The 17,657-nt window shown below is 51.6% G+C and carries 18 protein-coding genes; 15 read left to right on the top strand and 3 right to left on the bottom strand.

The features are described from left to right. The first annotated feature begins 33 nt into the window (after window positions 1–33). From FH755_RS11610 to FH755_RS11620, 3 genes are all read left to right on the top strand, one after another. Window positions 34–306 carry a Rho-binding antiterminator gene (locus tag FH755_RS11610; RefSeq protein ID WP_292441282.1) on the top strand — a complete coding sequence of 91 codons (273 nt, stop codon included), beginning with the start codon at window positions 34–36 and terminating at the stop codon, window positions 304–306. Window positions 307–378: 72 nt separating this feature from the next. Then, window positions 379–1,650: an NAD(P)/FAD-dependent oxidoreductase gene (locus FH755_RS11615; protein ID WP_292441283.1), complete on the top strand. Its 1,272-nt coding sequence runs from the start codon at window positions 379–381 to the stop codon at window positions 1,648–1,650. A gap of 251 nt (window positions 1,651–1,901) precedes the next feature. Continuing rightward, window positions 1,902–3,062 carry a citrate synthase gene (locus FH755_RS11620; protein ID WP_292441284.1) on the top strand — a complete coding sequence of 387 codons (1,161 nt, stop codon included), beginning with the start codon at window positions 1,902–1,904 and terminating at the stop codon, window positions 3,060–3,062. A 101-nt stretch (window positions 3,063–3,163) separates the two neighbouring features. On the opposite strand, the gene epmB is transcribed toward FH755_RS11620, so the two are convergent. After that, the gene (epmB, locus tag FH755_RS11625; RefSeq protein WP_292441329.1) at window positions 3,164–4,171 is read right to left on the bottom strand and encodes an EF-P beta-lysylation protein EpmB; all 1,008 of its coding nucleotides are present in this window, start codon (window positions 4,169–4,171) and stop codon (window positions 3,164–3,166) included. Window positions 4,172–4,222: 51 nt separating this feature from the next. Between epmB and efp the strand changes: the two genes are divergently transcribed. The 9 genes from efp to FH755_RS11670 all read left to right on the top strand — a co-directional run bounded on the left by efp (window position 4,223) and on the right by FH755_RS11670 (window position 12,979). Then, on the top strand, window positions 4,223–4,792 hold the full coding sequence (gene efp / locus FH755_RS11630; RefSeq protein ID WP_292441285.1) for an elongation factor P: 570 nt from the start codon (window positions 4,223–4,225) through the stop codon (window positions 4,790–4,792). Window positions 4,793–4,869: 77 nt separating this feature from the next. After that, window positions 4,870–5,853 (top strand): EF-P lysine aminoacylase EpmA, encoded by a 984-nt coding sequence (gene epmA, locus FH755_RS11635; protein WP_292441286.1) that lies wholly within the window; start codon window positions 4,870–4,872, stop codon window positions 5,851–5,853. A 79-nt stretch (window positions 5,854–5,932) separates the two neighbouring features. Beyond that, window positions 5,933–6,871: a sensor domain-containing diguanylate cyclase gene (locus tag FH755_RS11640; RefSeq protein ID WP_292441287.1), complete on the top strand. Its 939-nt coding sequence runs from the start codon at window positions 5,933–5,935 to the stop codon at window positions 6,869–6,871. A 105-nt stretch (window positions 6,872–6,976) separates the two neighbouring features. Then, window positions 6,977–7,891, top strand: coding sequence for an EamA family transporter (locus FH755_RS11645; protein WP_292441288.1), 915 nt, complete (start codon window positions 6,977–6,979; stop codon window positions 7,889–7,891). 198 nt (window positions 7,892–8,089) lie between these two features. Next, window positions 8,090–8,449, top strand: a complete 360-nt coding sequence (locus tag FH755_RS11650) for an STAS/SEC14 domain-containing protein (protein WP_292441289.1) — start codon at window positions 8,090–8,092, stop codon at window positions 8,447–8,449. Window positions 8,450–8,605: 156 nt separating this feature from the next. After that, on the top strand, window positions 8,606–9,070 hold the full coding sequence (locus FH755_RS11655) for a GNAT family N-acetyltransferase (RefSeq protein ID WP_292441290.1): 465 nt from the start codon (window positions 8,606–8,608) through the stop codon (window positions 9,068–9,070). A 148-nt stretch (window positions 9,071–9,218) separates the two neighbouring features. After that, window positions 9,219–9,968 carry a protein-L-isoaspartate(D-aspartate) O-methyltransferase gene (locus tag FH755_RS11660; protein ID WP_292441291.1) on the top strand — a complete coding sequence of 250 codons (750 nt, stop codon included), beginning with the start codon at window positions 9,219–9,221 and terminating at the stop codon, window positions 9,966–9,968. 8 nt (window positions 9,969–9,976) lie between these two features. Continuing rightward, entirely contained in the window at window positions 9,977–12,421 is a 2,445-nt protein-coding gene (locus FH755_RS11665; protein WP_292441292.1) for an SAM-dependent methyltransferase, read from the top strand. Window positions 12,422–12,508: 87 nt separating this feature from the next. Then, a complete protein-coding gene (locus tag FH755_RS11670; protein ID WP_292441293.1) occupies window positions 12,509–12,979 on the top strand; it encodes a hypothetical protein in 471 nt (156 codons plus the stop codon). Between the two features lie 48 nt (window positions 12,980–13,027). Here the strand turns inward: FH755_RS11670 and FH755_RS11675 are convergent, their stop codons facing one another. Continuing rightward, on the bottom strand, window positions 13,028–14,335 hold the full coding sequence (locus tag FH755_RS11675; RefSeq protein WP_292441294.1) for a TRAP transporter large permease subunit: 1,308 nt from the start codon (window positions 14,333–14,335) through the stop codon (window positions 13,028–13,030). Then, complete coding sequence (locus tag FH755_RS11680; protein ID WP_292441295.1) at window positions 14,335–14,859, bottom strand: TRAP transporter small permease subunit; 525 nt, start codon at window positions 14,857–14,859, stop codon at window positions 14,335–14,337. Before FH755_RS11680 ends, FH755_RS11675 begins: the two co-directional genes overlap by 1 nt. A 162-nt stretch (window positions 14,860–15,021) precedes the next feature. Between FH755_RS11680 and FH755_RS11685 the strand changes: the two genes are divergently transcribed. Genes FH755_RS11685 through FH755_RS11695 form a run of 3 tightly spaced genes read left to right on the top strand, consistent with a single transcriptional unit; the run spans window position 15,022 to window position 17,647 of the window. Beyond that, a complete protein-coding gene (locus FH755_RS11685) occupies window positions 15,022–15,408 on the top strand; it encodes a DUF4389 domain-containing protein (protein WP_292441296.1) in 387 nt (128 codons plus the stop codon). 27 nt (window positions 15,409–15,435) lie between these two features. Next, complete coding sequence (gene yaaA, locus FH755_RS11690) at window positions 15,436–16,206, top strand: peroxide stress protein YaaA (RefSeq protein WP_292441297.1); 771 nt, start codon at window positions 15,436–15,438, stop codon at window positions 16,204–16,206. Window positions 16,207–16,222: 16 nt separating this feature from the next. After that, entirely contained in the window at window positions 16,223–17,647 is a 1,425-nt protein-coding gene (locus tag FH755_RS11695) for a diguanylate cyclase (RefSeq protein WP_292441298.1), read from the top strand. Window positions 17,648–17,657 lie beyond the last annotated feature (10 nt).

The following is a 17,657-nucleotide window of genomic DNA, read 5'->3' on the forward strand; positions in this document are numbered from 1 at the left end:
GTATGCCCGGGCCCTGACAAAGGGAGGATGACAATGACTGAATCAACTTTAGACTGTGGTGTTGTCGATAACCTGGAACTGGCCTGCCTGCATCGCTATGATCTGGCCGTAACCATGAACAATGGTGAACAGTTTGAAGGCAAGGCACGCAATCTGACAACCAACGGCGAACGTCAGGAATGTCTTATTCTGGATACGCACGGTGGTGAGAGAACCATCATCCTGGCCGATGCCAAAACAGCCAGTGCTTTGACAGAAAATGACTATTTCACTGAGCTGGATTTGAATAAAACGGAACAGAGTTAAGCAAAACCGGCCCTGTACCGGCTAGGATAGTTTAAGGTTGCCCGGGCGCAGTCAAAGTACAGAGGAGGGATCATGGCCATTAACCGACGCAGGCTGATACAAACAGCAGCCGCAGCCAGTTCGCTGGCTTTATTCCCTCATCTGAAACTCGCCGCCAAAACCGACAGTAAACGGCAACGTGTCGTTGTTATTGGTGGTGGCTTTGCCGGCGCGACCGCAGCCAAATATCTGAAGTTGTGGGCGCCCGATCTCGAAGTCGTCATGATCGAGGAAAACAGTCGTTTTGTGTCGTGCCCACAGAGTAATCTGGTCCTGAGCGGCAACCGGACCATGCAGCAACTCACCCATGACTATCAGTCGCTGTCGAGTCATCACAAGGTCAGAACTGTTCAGGCGACGGTCACGGCGATAGATACCGAAAAGCGCGCCGTGACGCTTGAGGATGGCACTGAGATTGGCTACGACCGGGTGATTGTCGCCCCCGGCGTCGATTTTATTTATGACGCACTGCCAATGCTGACAACGGACGTCGTTAACAACAAAATCCCGCATGCCTGGAAAGCCGGCCCGCAGACGCAACTGTTATTCAATCAACTCAAGGCGATGCCCCAGGGCGGCAAAGTCGTGATGACGGTACCTAATGCGCCGTTCCGTTGTCCACCCGGCCCTTATGAGCGCGCCTGCCAGATTGCCCTGTTCCTGAAAAATCATAATCCGAAAGGCAAGCTGATTATTCTGGATGCCAACGGCGATGTTGTTTCCAAAAAAGCCCTGTTTACCGATGCATGGGAGCGTTATTACTCAGGACTTATTGATTACTACCCGAGTAATGCACTCGAGTCGATTGATGTTGCGACTATGACTGTCGAGAGTCTGTTCGATAGTTTCAAAGCGGATGTGCTCAATGTGATTCCACCGCAAAAGGCCGGTAAGGTGGCCGATCTGGCCGGTGTGATCAATGTGGATCGTCGCTGGTGTGAAGTGGATTTCCGGACTTATGAATCGACGGCTGTCAGTGGTGTCCACGTGGTTGGTGATGCGGTCGCGTCGAATATGCCGAAATCAGGCCATATTGCAAATTCTCAGGCCAAAGTCTGTGCGGCCGCGGTGATTGCCCTGCTTAAACAGCAGCCGGTGGAAGCTCAGCCCAAGTTTGGCAATACCTGTTACAGCTTTGTAGATGCAAACCAGGCCGGCCATGTGGCGGCGGTATTTGGCTACGATGAGACTGACGGACAGATGAATGCTATGCCCGGCGCTGGCGCGACGTCGGTCGCAACTGAAATGGAAGGGCGGATTGCAGATGCCTGGGCGCAGAATATCTGGTCAGATATTTTGCGATAAATGCTGGCGAATCGATGGCAGACCATATCCGGGGTGTGACGGCAGGGGCAATGCAGTATAATGCCTGCTTTTCTGGTGCGCTTTTTAATGTGATATCGAAGCGCGGCGCGGCTCTGGCAAAGCATGAAATATAGATAAAATCATCTTCAGTCCGAATCTCGCCCTGTTGAGGGATACCCCGATAGCACATTGCCCTGTTTCAAATTCAGCGTACCAAATCTCCGCCATCAAGTTATTTTATGAGGTTGTAGATGAGTGATTTTTTACCCGGCCTGGAAGGTGTCCCCGCAACAAAGTCCGCCATTTCTTATATTGATGGTGAGAAAGGGATACTGAGTTATCGCGGTTATCCGCTGGAAACGCTGGCAGCAAACAGCAGTTTTGAAGAATCCACCCTGTTGTTACTCAATGGCGAACTGCCGACCCAAAAAGCACTCGACGACTTCAAGCAGGAGCTGCGGCAGAACTACCGCATCAAGTACCACATTCGTGAAATGATGCGTCATTTCCCGCACGATGGTCATCCGATGGATATGCTGCAGACCGCGGTATCCAGCCTCGGTATGTTTTACCCAGGCACAGAGTGTCTGACCGGTGCTGATAGCTGTGAAGATCTGGATTACGTCCGCAATATGACGGTCAATATCATTGCACAGATGGCACCGCTGGTGGCGATGTGGGAACACATCCGCTACGGTTGGGACCCGATTCAACCGCGCTCGGATCTGTCGGTCGCTGAAAACCTGCTCTACATGTTCACCGGCAAAGAGCCGGATCCGTTGATGGCCAAAATCATGGATGTCTGCCTGATTCTGCATGCCGAACATACGCTCAATGCCTCGACCTTTGCGGCCCTGGTTGCCGGTTCTACGCTGGCTTCTCCATACAGTGTGATTTCAGCAGCGATTGGTACCCTGTCGGGGCCTTTGCATGGTGGTGCCAACCAGCGCGTGGTGGGGATGCTGCAGGAAATCGGTTCACCCGATAATGTTGAAGCCTGGGTTGATGCCAAGCTGAAAAACAAAGAAGTGATCTGGGGCATGGGCCACCGCGAATACAAGGTCAAAGATCCCCGGGCAACAATTCTGCACAAGCTGGTGGAAAAACTGGTGGAAGAGCGCGGCGGTGCACTGGATGATATGTTCGAAACCGCCTTGAAACTGGAAGAAGTCTGCGCCGATCGTCTGGGCCACAAAGGGGTCTATCCTAACGTCGATTTTTATTCCGGCATTCTCTATTCGGAAATGGGCATTCCCGAAGATCAGTTCACGGCGCTGTTTGCCGTTGCCCGCAGTGCCGGCTGGCTGGCGCACTGGCGTGAGCAAATTGCCAATAACCGTATTTACCGTCCGACCCAGATCTACGTCGGCAGTGAAATGCGTGATTACGTCCCGATTAACGAGCGCAGTTAATTATTTTCACCCTGATGCTGCCCTTTCCCCCGGTGGGAAGGGGCTTTCTGTTGAGATAAGCCTGTAGACTCGGCTGAGCCTGCGAAAACCAGCACCCCGAACTAACGAATCACCGTCTTACTGGCTTCCCCCTGAATTTCCCGTACCAGTCTCGGCACCAGATAGCCGGGCAATAGCTTTCTGACGGTATCTATCAGTTCAATTGCCGTTGTTTCTGTCACATCAAAGTGATGCGCGCCTGCGACTTTATCCAGTAGATGCAGATAGTAGGGCATCACACTGACCTCGCTCAGACGCTCACTGAGATTGACGAGCGCTTCGACCGAATCGTTAATGCCTTTCAGCAAAACAGCCTGGTTCAATAACTGACAACCGGCCTGCTGCAACTGCAATAGCGAGCGCGCAGTCTCAGCATCAATCTCATTGGCATGGTTGGCATGAATCACCATCACGACGTTGAGCCTGCAGTTGCTCACCCAGTCAAGCAGGCGGGCATTTATGCGTTCCGGCAGCACGACCGGCAAACGGGTGTGAATCCGCAGCCGTTTAAGATGCGGAATTTGTTCGAGCTCGGCCACCAGTCTGGCCAGTTTGTCATCGTTGAGTGACAGGGGATCACCGCCGCTCAGAATCACCTCATTGATAGTGGTGTCGGCACTGATCTGTGTGAGTGTCTCAGCTAACTGGCTGGCCAGAGGATTACTGTCTGAGTACGGAAAATGCCGCCGGAAACAATAGCGACAATGGATGGCACAGGCACCGGTCGTCACCAGCAGGGCGCGGCCCTGATATTTCTGCAGCATACCGGGCGAAGTGACGGCAAATTGATCTCCTACCGGATCACTGCCGTAGCCCGTGACATCCAGGCTTTCATCGATCAGCGGAAAGACCTGTTTCAACAACGGATCCTGCTTGTCACCATAGCGCATCTTGTTGATATAGCTTTGCGGCACGCGCAAGGGAAACTGGCGGATTTTTGCTTTGTCGATGGCTGCGAGGGCGCCGCGCAGACCCAGTTGTGTCAATAATTCATCGGCATCAGAGACGGCATCAGCCAGCGCTTGTTGCCAGCTTTGTTTTGTCTTTACGGGCGGGGATTGCGGTATCATAGTCACTTTTATTCTCCGGCAGGCGAAGATCGTCCCCCAAAAGAGGTTAAGATGGCAAGCTATAGTACAAATGAATTCAAATCGGGTCTCAAATTCATGCTGGATGGCGATCCATGCAGCATCATCGAGAATGAGTTCGTCAAACCCGGTAAAGGTCAGGCCTTTAACCGTGTTAAATTCCGTAACCTGAAAACCGGCCGTGTCAACGAGCGCACATTCAAATCGGGTGATACTGTTGAGGGTGCGGACGTCATCGAAATCGATCTGGAATACTCCTACAACGATAGTGAGTTCTGGTACTTTATGGACCCGACCACTTTCGAGCAGTATGCCGCTGATGCCAACGCGATTGCGGAATCCAAAGACTGGCTTAAAGAACAATACACCTACACCGTGACACTCTGGAACGGTTCTCCGCTGCTGGTATTCCCCCCCAACTTTGTCAACCTCGCCGTGGTCGAGACCGATCCTGGCGTCCGGGGTGATACTTCAAGCGGCGGTGGTAAACCGGCAACTTTGGAGACCGGCGCCGTGGTTCGGGTGCCGCTGTTCATCGAAATCGGTGAAGTGCTGAAAGTCGATACCCGGACTTCTTCCTATGTCGAGCGCGCCAAAGACTGAATTCATCTTCGGCTTATGCGTCATAGCGATGATGAACAGAATTAATAAAAAAGCGCTGTAAACAGTCTGATATAGCGATGACAACGCAACAGGACTGGCAACCCACGGCAAGCATCGACACGCTAAAACGGCGGGCTCAGCTTCTGGCTGATGTCCGCCGTTTTTTTGCTGAGCGTGATGTACTCGAGGTGGAGACACCGGTTCTTTCTCAGGCCGCGCCCACCGCGACCTACCTCGACAGTTTCAGGACTGACTATCAGCCACCGGGCAGCAAGGCGGTCAGCTGTTACCTGCAAACTTCTCCTGAATTTCCCATGAAACGCCTGCTCGCTGCCGGAAGCGGTGATATCTATCAAATTGCCAAAGTATTTCGAAACGGTGAATGTGGCAGGCTGCATAACCCCGAGTTCACCATGCTGGAATGGTATCGTCCGGCACTGGACTATAGCGCTCTGATGCAGGAAGTCGATGATTTGCTGCAGCGGGTTGCGGCCACGCCGGCAGCGATCAGAATTTCTTATCACCAGGCTTTTCAGCAATATCTGGATCTCGACATAGAGCAGGTTGATGTGCAAATCCTTAAGCGGGCTGCTTTGTCATTAATCAGTGGACTGCCTGACGACTGGCAGACAGATTATGATGGCTGGCTGGAGATGCTGATGAGTGAGGTCATTGAACCCCAGCTCAGTCAACTCAATAAGCCGGTAATGGTTTACGATTTTCCGGCTTCCCAGGCTCAGCTTGCCAAAATCCATCACAATGCTGATGGCATCGCAGTTGCGGCGAGGTTTGAAGTCTATGCCGGTGGTCTGGAGCTGGCCAATGGCTATGATGAATGTCTGGATGCCGCTGAGCTGCGTATTCGCTTTGAAGCCGATAACCAACGGCGTAAGCAGCAGGGTAAACCGGCAATGCCCATTGATACCCGTTTGCTGGCAGCGATGGAGAAAGGCCTGCCGCCGTGTACCGGCGTTGCATTGGGGCTGGATCGCCTGATGTTATTGCTTGCAGATAAGACGGCCCTCGATGCGGTATTAAGCTTTGGTTTTGATCGTAGTTGAGCCATAATAAAATTTTGAAGTCTGTCACGGAATGGCACCTTGACCACGGAAGCGGTGATGCGTAGAAGGACCATGCAAGATGAGCGACCTTTCAAAATCTGTCGAACCTGATAACGACGTCTATAAAGCTTTGTTGGAATCGACCCGGGCCATCCCCTGGAAAATAGACTGGAACACCATGCAGTTTGCCTATATCGGTCCGCAGATTGAAGCATTGCTGGGCTGGGAGCCGTCGAGTTGGGTCTCGGTCAATGACTGGGCAGAGCGCATGCACCCTGACGATCAAAAGTGGGTGGTGGACTTCTGTGTGACTCAGTCTAAATCCGGCACTGATCATGAAGCTGACTACCGTGCGCTTACCAAAGACGGCAACTACGTCTGGATTCGGGACGTGGTGCATGTGGCCCGGGATGAAAAGGGTGAGGTTGAAGCCCTGATCGGCTTTATGTTCGATATCAGCGAGCGTAAGCAAACCGAGCAGAAACTGCTGGACCTGCAAAAAGAACTGGAAGAACTTTCCTTCAAAGACGGTCTGACCGGCGTGTCCAACCGACGTATGCTGGACTCTGTGCTGGAACAGGAGTGGGTTCGGGCCAGACGGGAACAGCAAGCTCTGTCAGTATTGCTTGTCGATATCGACTTTTTCAAGCAGTACAATGATTTCTACGGCCATATACAGGGCGATGACTGTCTGAAACAGGTGGCGCAGGTGCTGGCTGATGCCGCCACCCGTTCGCGTGACTTCTTTGCCCGCTTTGGTGGTGAGGAATTTGTTATGGTATTGCCTGAGACCGATGCCGATGCCGCTCAGAAAGTAGCTGAACGCTGCCAGCAACTTATCTTCAAACAGCAAATACTTCATGAACAATCTGAAGTCTCGCAAATCCTGACCATCAGCATTGGCAGTGGCACGATTGTGCCGACACATAAGGACGAATTAAGGGATTTTCTGGACACTATCGACCGCGCACTTTACCAGGCAAAACAGACTGGCCGGAACCGGATTAAGGCAGCCTGATCTGACTGGCAGAGTGCATCGGTAACACAGGTTTTTGATTGCCAGGTGACATTGGCCTGGATATGGATATGCTGAAGGCTTGCCGGTAGCGAAATGGCTTATTTTATGCGGATAAACTCTGGACAGCTGGCAAGTTTGAGTGCGGTTTTTGTCATACTGGCAGCGCTATTCTGGGGGCTGTCTGGCGGCATCGCCGCACTGCTCATGGAAGAGGGTTGGGATGCTCTTGTGGTGTCATTCTACCGGGGGGCTATCGGGCTTTTATTTGTACTGGGCTGGTTGGCCTTACGCCCCCGGCAGAGTGGCCTGGACAGTGGGCGTCTGTGGGGCTGGTCAATCGTTGCCGGTCTCGGTGTTGCCGGCAATTTCTCTTTTTATTTCCTCAGTATCAGCGAGGGCAGCGTGGCCGTGGCCGCGACGCTGATGTATTGCGCACCGGTGTTTGTTTATTTGATCTCCTTTGCGCTTAAGCTGGAAAAACCGGGCCTGCTGAAATGGGTCGCGATGCTGCTGGTGATGCTCGGTATTATTATGCTGACGGGCGTTTTAGGGAGCACTAACAGCGTTGTATCAACGATGGGAGTCGTGGCTGGTCTGTTATCCGGTTTGTCCTATGCGGTATTTATTTTTGGCTTCAAATATGCCGGTCCGCATGGCAGCCCGCAGGCGATTCTTGTGATTGCTTTTTCGACACTCTGTGTGTCTCTGATCGGGCTGATCGATACTGACCAGGCTTTGGCGGTGCTCAATGACGCCGCTGTGCCGTTATTCCTGATACTCGGGGTGTTTGGCGGCGGGGTCTCATTTCTACTCTACATTGCAGGTCTTAACTATACAGCGCCGAGTGTCGCCGCCGTGGTAGCGATGGTTGAGCCGGTGACGGCTTCCCTGTTCGGCGTCTTGGTTCTGAATCAGAGTCTTACGGAGCTGCAAATTACCGGCATGGTGCTGATTTTATTAACGGTTACCGCGCTGAGTATCTATTCAGGCAGTCAACGTTTACCTGATGACAACATTTAAGCATAGCCAGCCAGCATTAAAGCTAGACATTACGCTCGCCAATCCCTTCTATCATGTAGCCTATCCGGATTTTAATCAGCGGCTGTCAATGCTAGTGTGAATACAGTGCCAATGGTTGTGAAGTTCGATAACTTTGAAAAAGACACCGAGCCTGCTGACCACAGGGTTGGGGTCTGGTGGTCCTGATTAAGGAGGCCCATGATGTTTGTTCTGGATGGTCCGAATGAAAATGAGGTGTTGACCATATCAGTAAGTCAGCAACACACGAAAGACGACTATCAGCAGTTGCTGCCAAAGCTTGAGGCGTTATTTGCACAGTATCGGAGCTTAAAATTCTTTATTGAACTGAAGGACTTTCACGGCTTTGAAATCGGCGCCTTATGGGAAGATCTGAAGTTTGACCTCAAGCACAAAAATCAATACGGGAAAGCGGCGATTGTCGCTGAGACAAAATGGGAGGAGTGGGGCACAAAAATCTCAGATTTGATTTTTGCTTCAGAGATGAAATTTTTCCCCAGAGAGCAGTGTGAACAGGCCTGGCATTGGGTGAATAGCTGATATTACGTTGATCACAGACTCGCCTAATACCTCAGACAAGGTTCCATTTATCATCGCTTGAGGGCACCTGACTAAAACCGGATTAAAGGTGTTCGGTTTGTTGTGACAATGGCTGTGCGCCATAATACTGCCATGACACCTGATTATTCTCTAACGATGAAACTCTCTTTAACCGAGCCCAGCAGCCGTCATTACGCGGCGCTGTCATCCTGGATTACGGATGCTAAGTCCTGCGTTCACTGGGCAGGGCCTGATTTCGGTTTTCCTTTTTCTGCGCAGTCTCTACCGAAACTGCTGCAAATGACCGATAGCGAAAGCTATTCGCTGACAGATGCGGATGAAGCTTTGATGGGCTTCGGTCAGTTCTGGCCCCGTGATGAAGATACCGTGCATCTGGGCCGGGTTATTATTAACCCGCTATATCGAGGCCAGGGGCTGGGCAAGGCGCTGATCCAACTGCTGATCATTGAGGCTACTGAGCGTCACCAGCCTGAAACCATCACGCTCAATGTGCTGAGAGATAATCCCAGGGCAATGTTTTTATATCAGAAAATGGGCTTTGTGCCGTTTGAGGAACAGTCGACTTCGGATATGCTTTTTATGGCCTTGAGCAAAGCCTGATCACATCGTCACGGCATCGCGTTTCGGAATAAGGGGACTGACCGGGTTAACAGCCCTGTTATCCGGTCGTGGGGTTCGCATACACAACACACCCGTAGTATCGTAGAGTCATAGCTTGTTACCAAAGACAACAAGTTGGAGGCAAGAAATGACGCTGAGCTATCTCCGCAGATCGCTTGTTTTTCTGTTATTGATTGCAATATCGGCTTTATCCCTGAGTCCGGGCATTGCGCAAGAAAATTTCGAACAACAGCGCGAGGCCCTCATCGAGGAAGTCGCCGAGGATCTTCGCCGCAGTGAGGCAATTCTGGAGCCAACAGAGTTGGATCCGCGTGTCCTCAGGGCCATGAAAACGGTGCCGCGGCATGAGTATGTGCCGGAAAAACATAAACATCAGGCTTATCGGAACCGTCCCTTGCCTATCGGCTATGGCCAGACTATTTCGCAGCCGGCCATTGTGGCTTTAATGACTAATCTGCTTGAGCTGGAGCCTTCAGACAAGGTGTTGGAAATTGGAACTGGCTCTGGGTACCAGGCAGCAGTGCTGGCAGAACTGGTTGATCAGGTTTTTAGTATCGAAATTGTCCCCGAACTGGCGGAACGTGCGGCCAGAGACCTGAAGCGGACCGGTTATAACAATGTGACAACGCGCCAGGGTGACGGCTATTACGGCTGGGAGGAACAGGCCCCGTTTGACGCCATTATCGTGACTGCTGCCGCCGATCATATTCCACCCAGACTGTTGAAGCAGCTCAAACCCGGTGGTCGTATGGTGATCCCGGTCGGCAGCCGCTTTATGGTGCAGCACCTGGTGCTGGTCAAAAAAACAGAAGACAGCGACATCCTCACTGAGCAGTTGTTGCCGGTGCAGTTCGTTCCCCTGACCGGCGAACATTAATCGCTGTTATGCATCCGGGTGCCGGCTATCTGCTGACCATCGCTGTGATTTCGGGCGCGACACTGGCCTATGAAGTCTTGCTGTTGCGCCTGTTTTCGATGATCCAGTGGCATCATTTTGCTTTTATGATTATCAGCCTCGCCCTGCTGGGTTATGGTGTCAGCGGGGTGTTTCTGGCCTTGGCCAGGCAGGGTGTCAGCCGTTATTTCCCGGCCGTTATCATGACCAATCTGCTGTTGCTGGCACTGGCAATGCCCCTGTGTTTTCTACTGGCACAGTCGCTGCCGTTTAACCCGGCGGAACTATTATGGGATCCGTGGCAGTTGGTTTACTGGCTGGTGGTGTACCTGATCCTCGCAGTGCCGTTCTTTTTTGCAGCGAATATCATCGGCCTGTCTTTATATCAGTTCAGGCAAGGCATACCGACGCTCTATGCGTCTGATTTATTAGGGGCGGCGCTGGGCAGTGTCGGCATTATTGCCTTGCTGTTCAGTATCAGTGTGGAGCAGATTCTGCTGTTATTGCCCTGTCTGGTCTTACTGGCTGGTTTGCTGCTGGTATCACAATCGTCGCTCTGGGCCGGCAGGCATAAATTGGGCTGGCAGATGACTCTGCTCGTAACGGCGGCAGCCATGTTGTTTTTGTTACCCCCTTCGCTGCAGCTTAATGTTTCGTCCTATAAAAGTATGAGCCAGATGCTGACAGTACCGAAGACCGGGGTGCTGCAGCGTGAATCGAGTCCACTTGGCGTCTTGAGTGTGGTTGAGTCGAGTCAGGTGCCGCTACGCTATGCGCCGGGACTAAGCATTCTCAGTGATGCAGAACTGCCAGAGCAACTCGCCGTATTTACCGATGCCGAGGCAATGACGGCCATTAGCCGTTTTGATGGCGACTTCGAAAAACTGGGTTTTCTGGGGCAAACCAGTTCAGCGCTGCCCTATCAGTTAAAGCGCATTGAGGATGTTCTAGTACTGGAGGCCGGGGCAGGCAGCGATGTATTGCAGGCATTGATGTTTGAGGCTGCAGCGATTGATGCGGTAGAAGAAAACCCGCAGATGATAGATCTGATTCAAGACGATTACGCTGAGTTTGCCGGTGAGCTTTATTCACTGCCACAGGTCAACGTGCATCAGTCGGAAGCCCGTGCTTTTGCCAGTAAAGCCGAACGCCAATACGATCTGATTACCATGTCGTTTCTGAGCGCTGCCGGGGTGGGCGGCCTGTACTCGATGAGTGAAAATTACCTGTTTACTGTCGAGGCCATGCGGGATTATTTTCAGCACCTTAAGCCGGGTGGGTATATCAGTATCACCCAGCAGACAACACTGCCGCCGCGTGTGATGCCCAAGCTGATAGCCACTGTGTCGACAGCGCTCAAATCTCTGGGCCGTACTCCTTCGCAAAATCTGATCCTGATAAGAAGCTGGCAAACCACGACCTTGCTGGTCAAAAACGGCGCGGTCAGCGATCAGGAAATCAGCCGTCTGAAGCAGTTCAGCCAGCAATATAATTTTGACCTTGCCTATTATCCGGGCATCAGCGCAGATGAGGTCAATCGCTACCATCAGCTTCAGCAGCCTTATTTCTATCAGGCCGCAACAGCCCTGCTGTCAGCACAAAGCGGGAAGTTCATAGATGATTACAAATTCAATATCCAGCCGGCCACGGATAATCAGCCCTATTTCTCACAATTCTTTAAATGGGAAACCTTGCCTGAAATTCTGTCCCTGCTGGATGCCGGCAGTCTGTTTTTGTTAGAAAGCGGTTACCTGTTATTGCTGGCCGCGCTGATTCAGGCACTGGTGGCAAGCTTGTTATTATTGCTGTTGCCACTGTGGCTATGGCGTCGTCGCAGGCGAGACCGGGAAAAGGCGCAGCCGCTGCATAAAAGAGTGCTGGCTTATTTTTTTGCATTGGGGCTGGCATTTCTATTTGTTGAAATTGCCTTTATCCAGAAATTTGTCTTGATCCTGCATCATCCTGTGTATGCGGTGACAACGGTCATTGCCGGTTTTCTGCTGGCAGCGGGTACAGGTAGTTATCTGTTCGGCAGAATAAGACATATCCACCCACAGCATCAGGTACTGGCCGCGGTGCTGCTGATGATTATCCTGAGCGTGGTGTATATGAGCAGTTATGGCACTATCTCTGCTTTTTTACTGGCACAGTCGGATTTGCTGCGTTATCTGTTCGCCATTCTGATGATTTTGCCGCTCGGCTTTTGCATGGGGCTGCCGTTTCCGGCAGCGATGAGTATGCTGGGGCGCGAGCATGATGAAATGATTCCCTGGGCCTGGGGCATTAATGGTTTTGCCTCTGTAATAAGTCCGATTCTGGCGACCCTGATTGCGATGGAGTTTGGCTTCCGGGTATTGCTCAGTGTGGCACTGGTGTTATATCTGCTTGCGGTCTGGCTGTTTCCTGCTGACTCAGCCAGTCGTCAAAGCGTATGACACTGGTCACGAACGTTTGGGCTCAGCGTGGAGACTTATTAGTAAGCTTATTGTTTAGCGAATCATATTCAGCGAAGGAGTCAAGCTATGTCTAAACAGCTCGCCCCCTACCCGGAAAAACTGGCCAGATGCATGGTCAACTACCAGTTTCTGGAGGAAGGACTCAGGTTCTGCCTGTATCGATGCCATACCCTGATCCAGCTGCGGATTTTATCCAGCCTGCCTTATGAAGTCCCGCTTAAAACGATAGATGAGTCCTCCTTGCCGCGCCTGATTGAACTTTTCAAACCTTTCAGCCGCAATGAGTCTTTGATTCAGAAACTGCGGCTGGTAAATAATCACCGTGATTCTCTGGCGCATGATGGTGGCCTGATTCAGACCGGCGATAACAAAGCGGAAAATGAAAAGGCACAGGAAGCGTTTCTGGTTGAAGCCGAAGAATGCGCCGCCATGATCAAGGAGGAAGCGGTCTTTATTGATCAGCAGCTGATCCAGGAATACCGACGGCTTAAACAGAGCAATGCTCTGCCGGAAATCGATATTATTCCGCCGTTGTAATAAAAAACAGTGATGGCCCGCCCGGAAAGGGCGGGCTGGGTTTCAGAATCAGTTTTGCATCAGCCCCGGCAGCCACAGACTGATTTGCGGGAAAGCAATCATCAGCGCCAGTACCACGATCTGCAGGATGACAAACGGTACGATACCCTTGTAAATGGACTGCAGTTTTAATGTCGGTGGTGCACTGGCCTTGAGATAGAACAAAGAAAAACCAAACGGCGGGGTCAGGAAGGAGGTTTGCAGGTTCAGTGCTATCAGCAAGGCAAACCACAAGGGATCCAGCCCCATATGCACGGCCACGGGGGCAATCACCGGCACCACGATAAAACAGATTTCTATAAAGTCCAGGAAAAAGCCGAGCAGGAATATCAACAACATGCTCAGGATCAGGAATGTCCATTTACCGCCGGGCAGACCGCTGAAAATATCCAGAATCAGTTTATCCCCGCCCATCCCGACAAAAACCAGACCAAAGGCTGTTGCACCAATAAAGATAATAAAGACCATGCTGGTCAGCCGCGTGGTCTTCTGCATGGCTTCACGCAGATTGTCGAGGTTGAGGCGTTTATGCAGCGCTGCCAGCATCATCGCGCCGAGCGCACCGACTGCCGCTGATTCGGTAGGCGAGGCAATGCCGAAAAAGATGGAGCCCAACACCGCGATAATCAGAAACAGGGGCGGTAGCAGGCTCTTAATCACAGCTAAAGCCAGACTGGTATCAAACGCTTCATTCATATTCATCGCCGGCGCCAGTTCGGGCTTGCGCCAGGCAACCCAGACGATATAGAGAATATAACCGCCGATAAGTAAAGTACCGGGGATGGTGGCCGCAATAAACAACTCCCCGACCGGGACACCGATGACATCACCCAGCAATATCAGAATAATGCTGGGGGGAATGATTTGACCCAGTGTGCCCGAGGCGGCGATGGTGCCGCTGGCGAGTGAGGGTGCATAACCGCGCTTCAGCATCACCGGCAGGGCTATCACCGCCATCGTCACCACCGAGGCGCCAACCACACCGGTCGTCGCGGCGAGCAGTGCGCCGACTACCACCACAGAGATAGCGAGGCCGCCGCGCAGCTTGCCGAAAAGCCGCCCCATGGTATCGAGCAGTTCTTCGGCGATGCCGGATTTTTCCAGCAGGACCCCCATAAACACGAACAAGGGCACAGCCAGCAGCGTGAAGTTGGTCATAATGCCCCAGATCCGAAGCGGCAACAGATTGAAGAAATCCATGCCCAGGAAGAGGCTGCCGAAAGCAAGCGCAATCGCGCCCAGCGTAAAGGCCACCGGATAGCCTGCCAGCAAAAGCAGGAACAATACGGCGAACATGGCGAGAGCCCAGTATTCCATCAGCGGCTCTCCTTATGACGTAAAACCTGAATTTGTTTGAGCAGTTCTCCCAGTCCCTGCAGCATCAGCATGACAAAAGCGAGCAAAATCGCGCCTTTGAGCAGGTAACGATGCGGCAGACCTCCCGGGTCAGGCGAGCCTTCGTTGTAATAGAAAGCGTTTTCGACAAAAGGCCAGGCAGTGAACAGAATCAACAGGCAGAAAGGAAACAGGAACAGCACGGTGCCCAGAATGTTGATCCAGGCGCGGCCCCGATCAGAGACAAAACTGCTCTGGTAAAGGATGTCTACACGAACATGGTCGTCATGTTTGAGTGTATAGGCGCCGCCGAGCAGAAACATCAAAGCGAATAAATGCCATTCCAGCTCCTGCAGTGCTACCGATCCCTGCTGGAACAGATAACGCATTGCCACGTCATAACAAATCAGTAATACCATGCCCAGGATCAGCCAGGATACGGCTTTACCGGTTGACTCGGTGAATTTGTCGATACCTGCAATCAGGCACGTCGCCGATAATTTCATTTCAAATTCATTAATCTTGATTACAATCGGCTAAGTGTCCCACAATCAGGCTTGAAGCTCTAGGGTTTAATGGACTCACAACAGAAGCATAAATGCATGGTCAAACGCCCCTCAGGCCAGTGAAGTGGTAAAGTAAAGCAGGACTCTACATGGAGAAAAGCGATGGATAACGAAACCGTCAAAAAAAACGTCAGTAACAAAAATCAATGGCTGCGAATTCTTTACATGATTCTGTTTGCCGTCATCCTTTATCTGGTGATGATGCTGGTGACAGTGGTGGTGATTGTTCAGTTGCTGTTTGCGCTTTTCACCGGCAAACCTAATGAGGATATCGGTGATTTTGCCGATGACCTGTCCAAGTACGTCTATCGTATCGTGGCATTCCTGACTTATACCGATGATCGCCGGCCTTTCCCGTTTGATAACTGGGAGCAGGATGATGAGCAGGAAACGAATGACGATGAGGATGATTACTCACAGTCCATGGAAAATATGGGTGATGCCGGTCAACCGGGCGGTGACCGTCGCAGTGATCCCAATCAAAAATAAACAGACAAAAAAGGATAGCAGCCAACCATGTTGATGGTGATTTCACCGGCAAAGACGCTGGATTTTGATACCGACCCTGTCACCAAACAAGCCAGTCAGCCACGATTTCTGGATGACTCGGCCAAGCTTATCGACAGACTGAGAAAGTTGAGCACGACCGATATTGCCAGCCTGATGAAACTCAGTGACAAGCTGGCCGGCCTTAATGCGGCGCGTTATGAATCATGGCAGAGGCCGTTTACGGCAGATAATGCCAAGCAGGCGGTGCTGGCATTTAAAGGCGATGTCTATACCGGGCTGGATGCCGAAAGTCTGGATAAAGCCGGCTTTGATTTCGCACAAAAGCATCTCCGGATTCTGTCCGGGCTTTACGGTGTGCTTAAACCGCTGGATCTGATTCAGCCTTACCGGCTGGAAATGGGTACCAGGCTCGAGAATCAGGCCGGTAAAGATCTTTATGCTTTCTGGGGCGACAAGCTGCGGCAATCGCTGCAGCAGGATGAGGGGCTCAAAGATGGTGTGCTGATTAACCTGGCCTCTAATGAATATTTCAAAGCGGTGCAGGCTAAACAGCTCGATGCCCGCATCATCACACCGGTGTTCAAGGACTGGAAAAACGGTCAGTACAAGATGATCAGTTTTTATGCCAAGAAAGCCCGTGGTCTGATGAGCCGCTATATCATCGATCACAAATTATCGGAGCCAGAAGCCATTAAACAATTTGACTATGATGGTTACCGTTTCAATGAAGAAATGTCCAAGGGCGATGACTGGGTATTTATTCGTGACCATGAATAACTGATAAGCTTTAACTATGTTTTCAGGGACGAAACAAGGGATAAAAAAACCGCTGCTGGCATTACTGTTGCTGGCCGCGGTTTTTCCTGTTCTGGTCGCTGGAGAGCGGCTCACGCTCAGCGCAACAGAGCAGCAATGGCTGGATTCGATTGAGGTGATCCGTCTGTGCAGTGACCCTGACTGGATGCCTTACGAGGCGATTGGTAAATCCGGGCAGTACATCGGCATCATGTCTGATTTCCATGAACTCTGGTCTGATATGATAGCGAAGCCCGTAAAGATCCAGGTCACTGGGAGCTGGGAACAGGCTTTGCAGTTCATGCAACAGAAAAAATGTGATGTCTTATCCAGCGCCCAGGATCTGCCCAGTCGCCGGCATTACCTAAGTGTCACCCAGCCTTTCATCAACTATCCTTTTGCCGTCGCGACCCAGCCTGATCAGCAATTTATCATCAACCTGTTGCCGCTGATGGACAAAACCTTTGCCATGGTAAAAGGCTATGCCGGGGTTGAACTCATTCGAAGTCGATACCCGGACATTAACCTGAGACTGGTGGATTCGGCACGTGCCGGACTCAAACAGGTTGAAAAAGGCCAGGTCTATGGGTTTATCGATACCGTCCCCAGTATTAACTACCAGACACTGAAACACGGGATCTCGCATATCAAAATCAGTGGTGTGCTGGAACAGTATTATTCCATGTCTGTCGGCGTACGTCGCGATTTACCACTGCTGCTTTCCATCTACAACAAAGCCATCACTGAAACTCATGAAGTGGAACGACAGCGGATTCTCAATAACTGGCTGTCACTGGAGTTTGATTACAAAATCAATACAACCCTCATCTGGCAGGTGCTGGCAGGCGTATTGCTGTTGTCATGCCTGTTTTTTTATCACTATTACACGGTGAAGCGGACCAACCGCCAGTTACAGCTGGCCAACCGACAACTGGAACATGTGTCACGTCGGGATCATCTCACCGGTATGCCCAACCGGCTTTATCTGCAGGAGGCATTCGAGTCTGAACTGGAGCGTTATCATCGCTACGGTCATGTGTTTTCATTGCTGATACTGGATATCGATCATTTCAAACGCATCAATGACGCCTTCGGTCATGTCGTTGGTGATGAGATCCTGAAAAGAATCTCGGATCTGCTCACTCAAAATCTGCGCGGTGCTGATATCGCCGGACGTTGGGGCGGAGAAGAGTTTCTGATCCTCTGTCCGGAAACCGATCTGCAGGGTGCATGGAGGTTGGCCGAACAACTGCGCACACTGATTGGTCAGACCGATTTCGGTATTGATAAGATGAGCATTACAGCCAGTTTGGGGGTGACCGATTTCCGGGATGACGAAATGATTGAAGACTGTATCAAGCGGGCAGACCAGGCGCTTTACCGCGCCAAACATCGTGGACGTAACCAGACCATCAGTTTTTAATGGTCCAGTG

The sequence above is a fragment of the Methylophaga sp. genome (assembly GCF_009711715.1).
Taxonomy (GTDB): Bacteria; Pseudomonadota; Gammaproteobacteria; order Nitrosococcales; family Methylophagaceae; genus Methylophaga.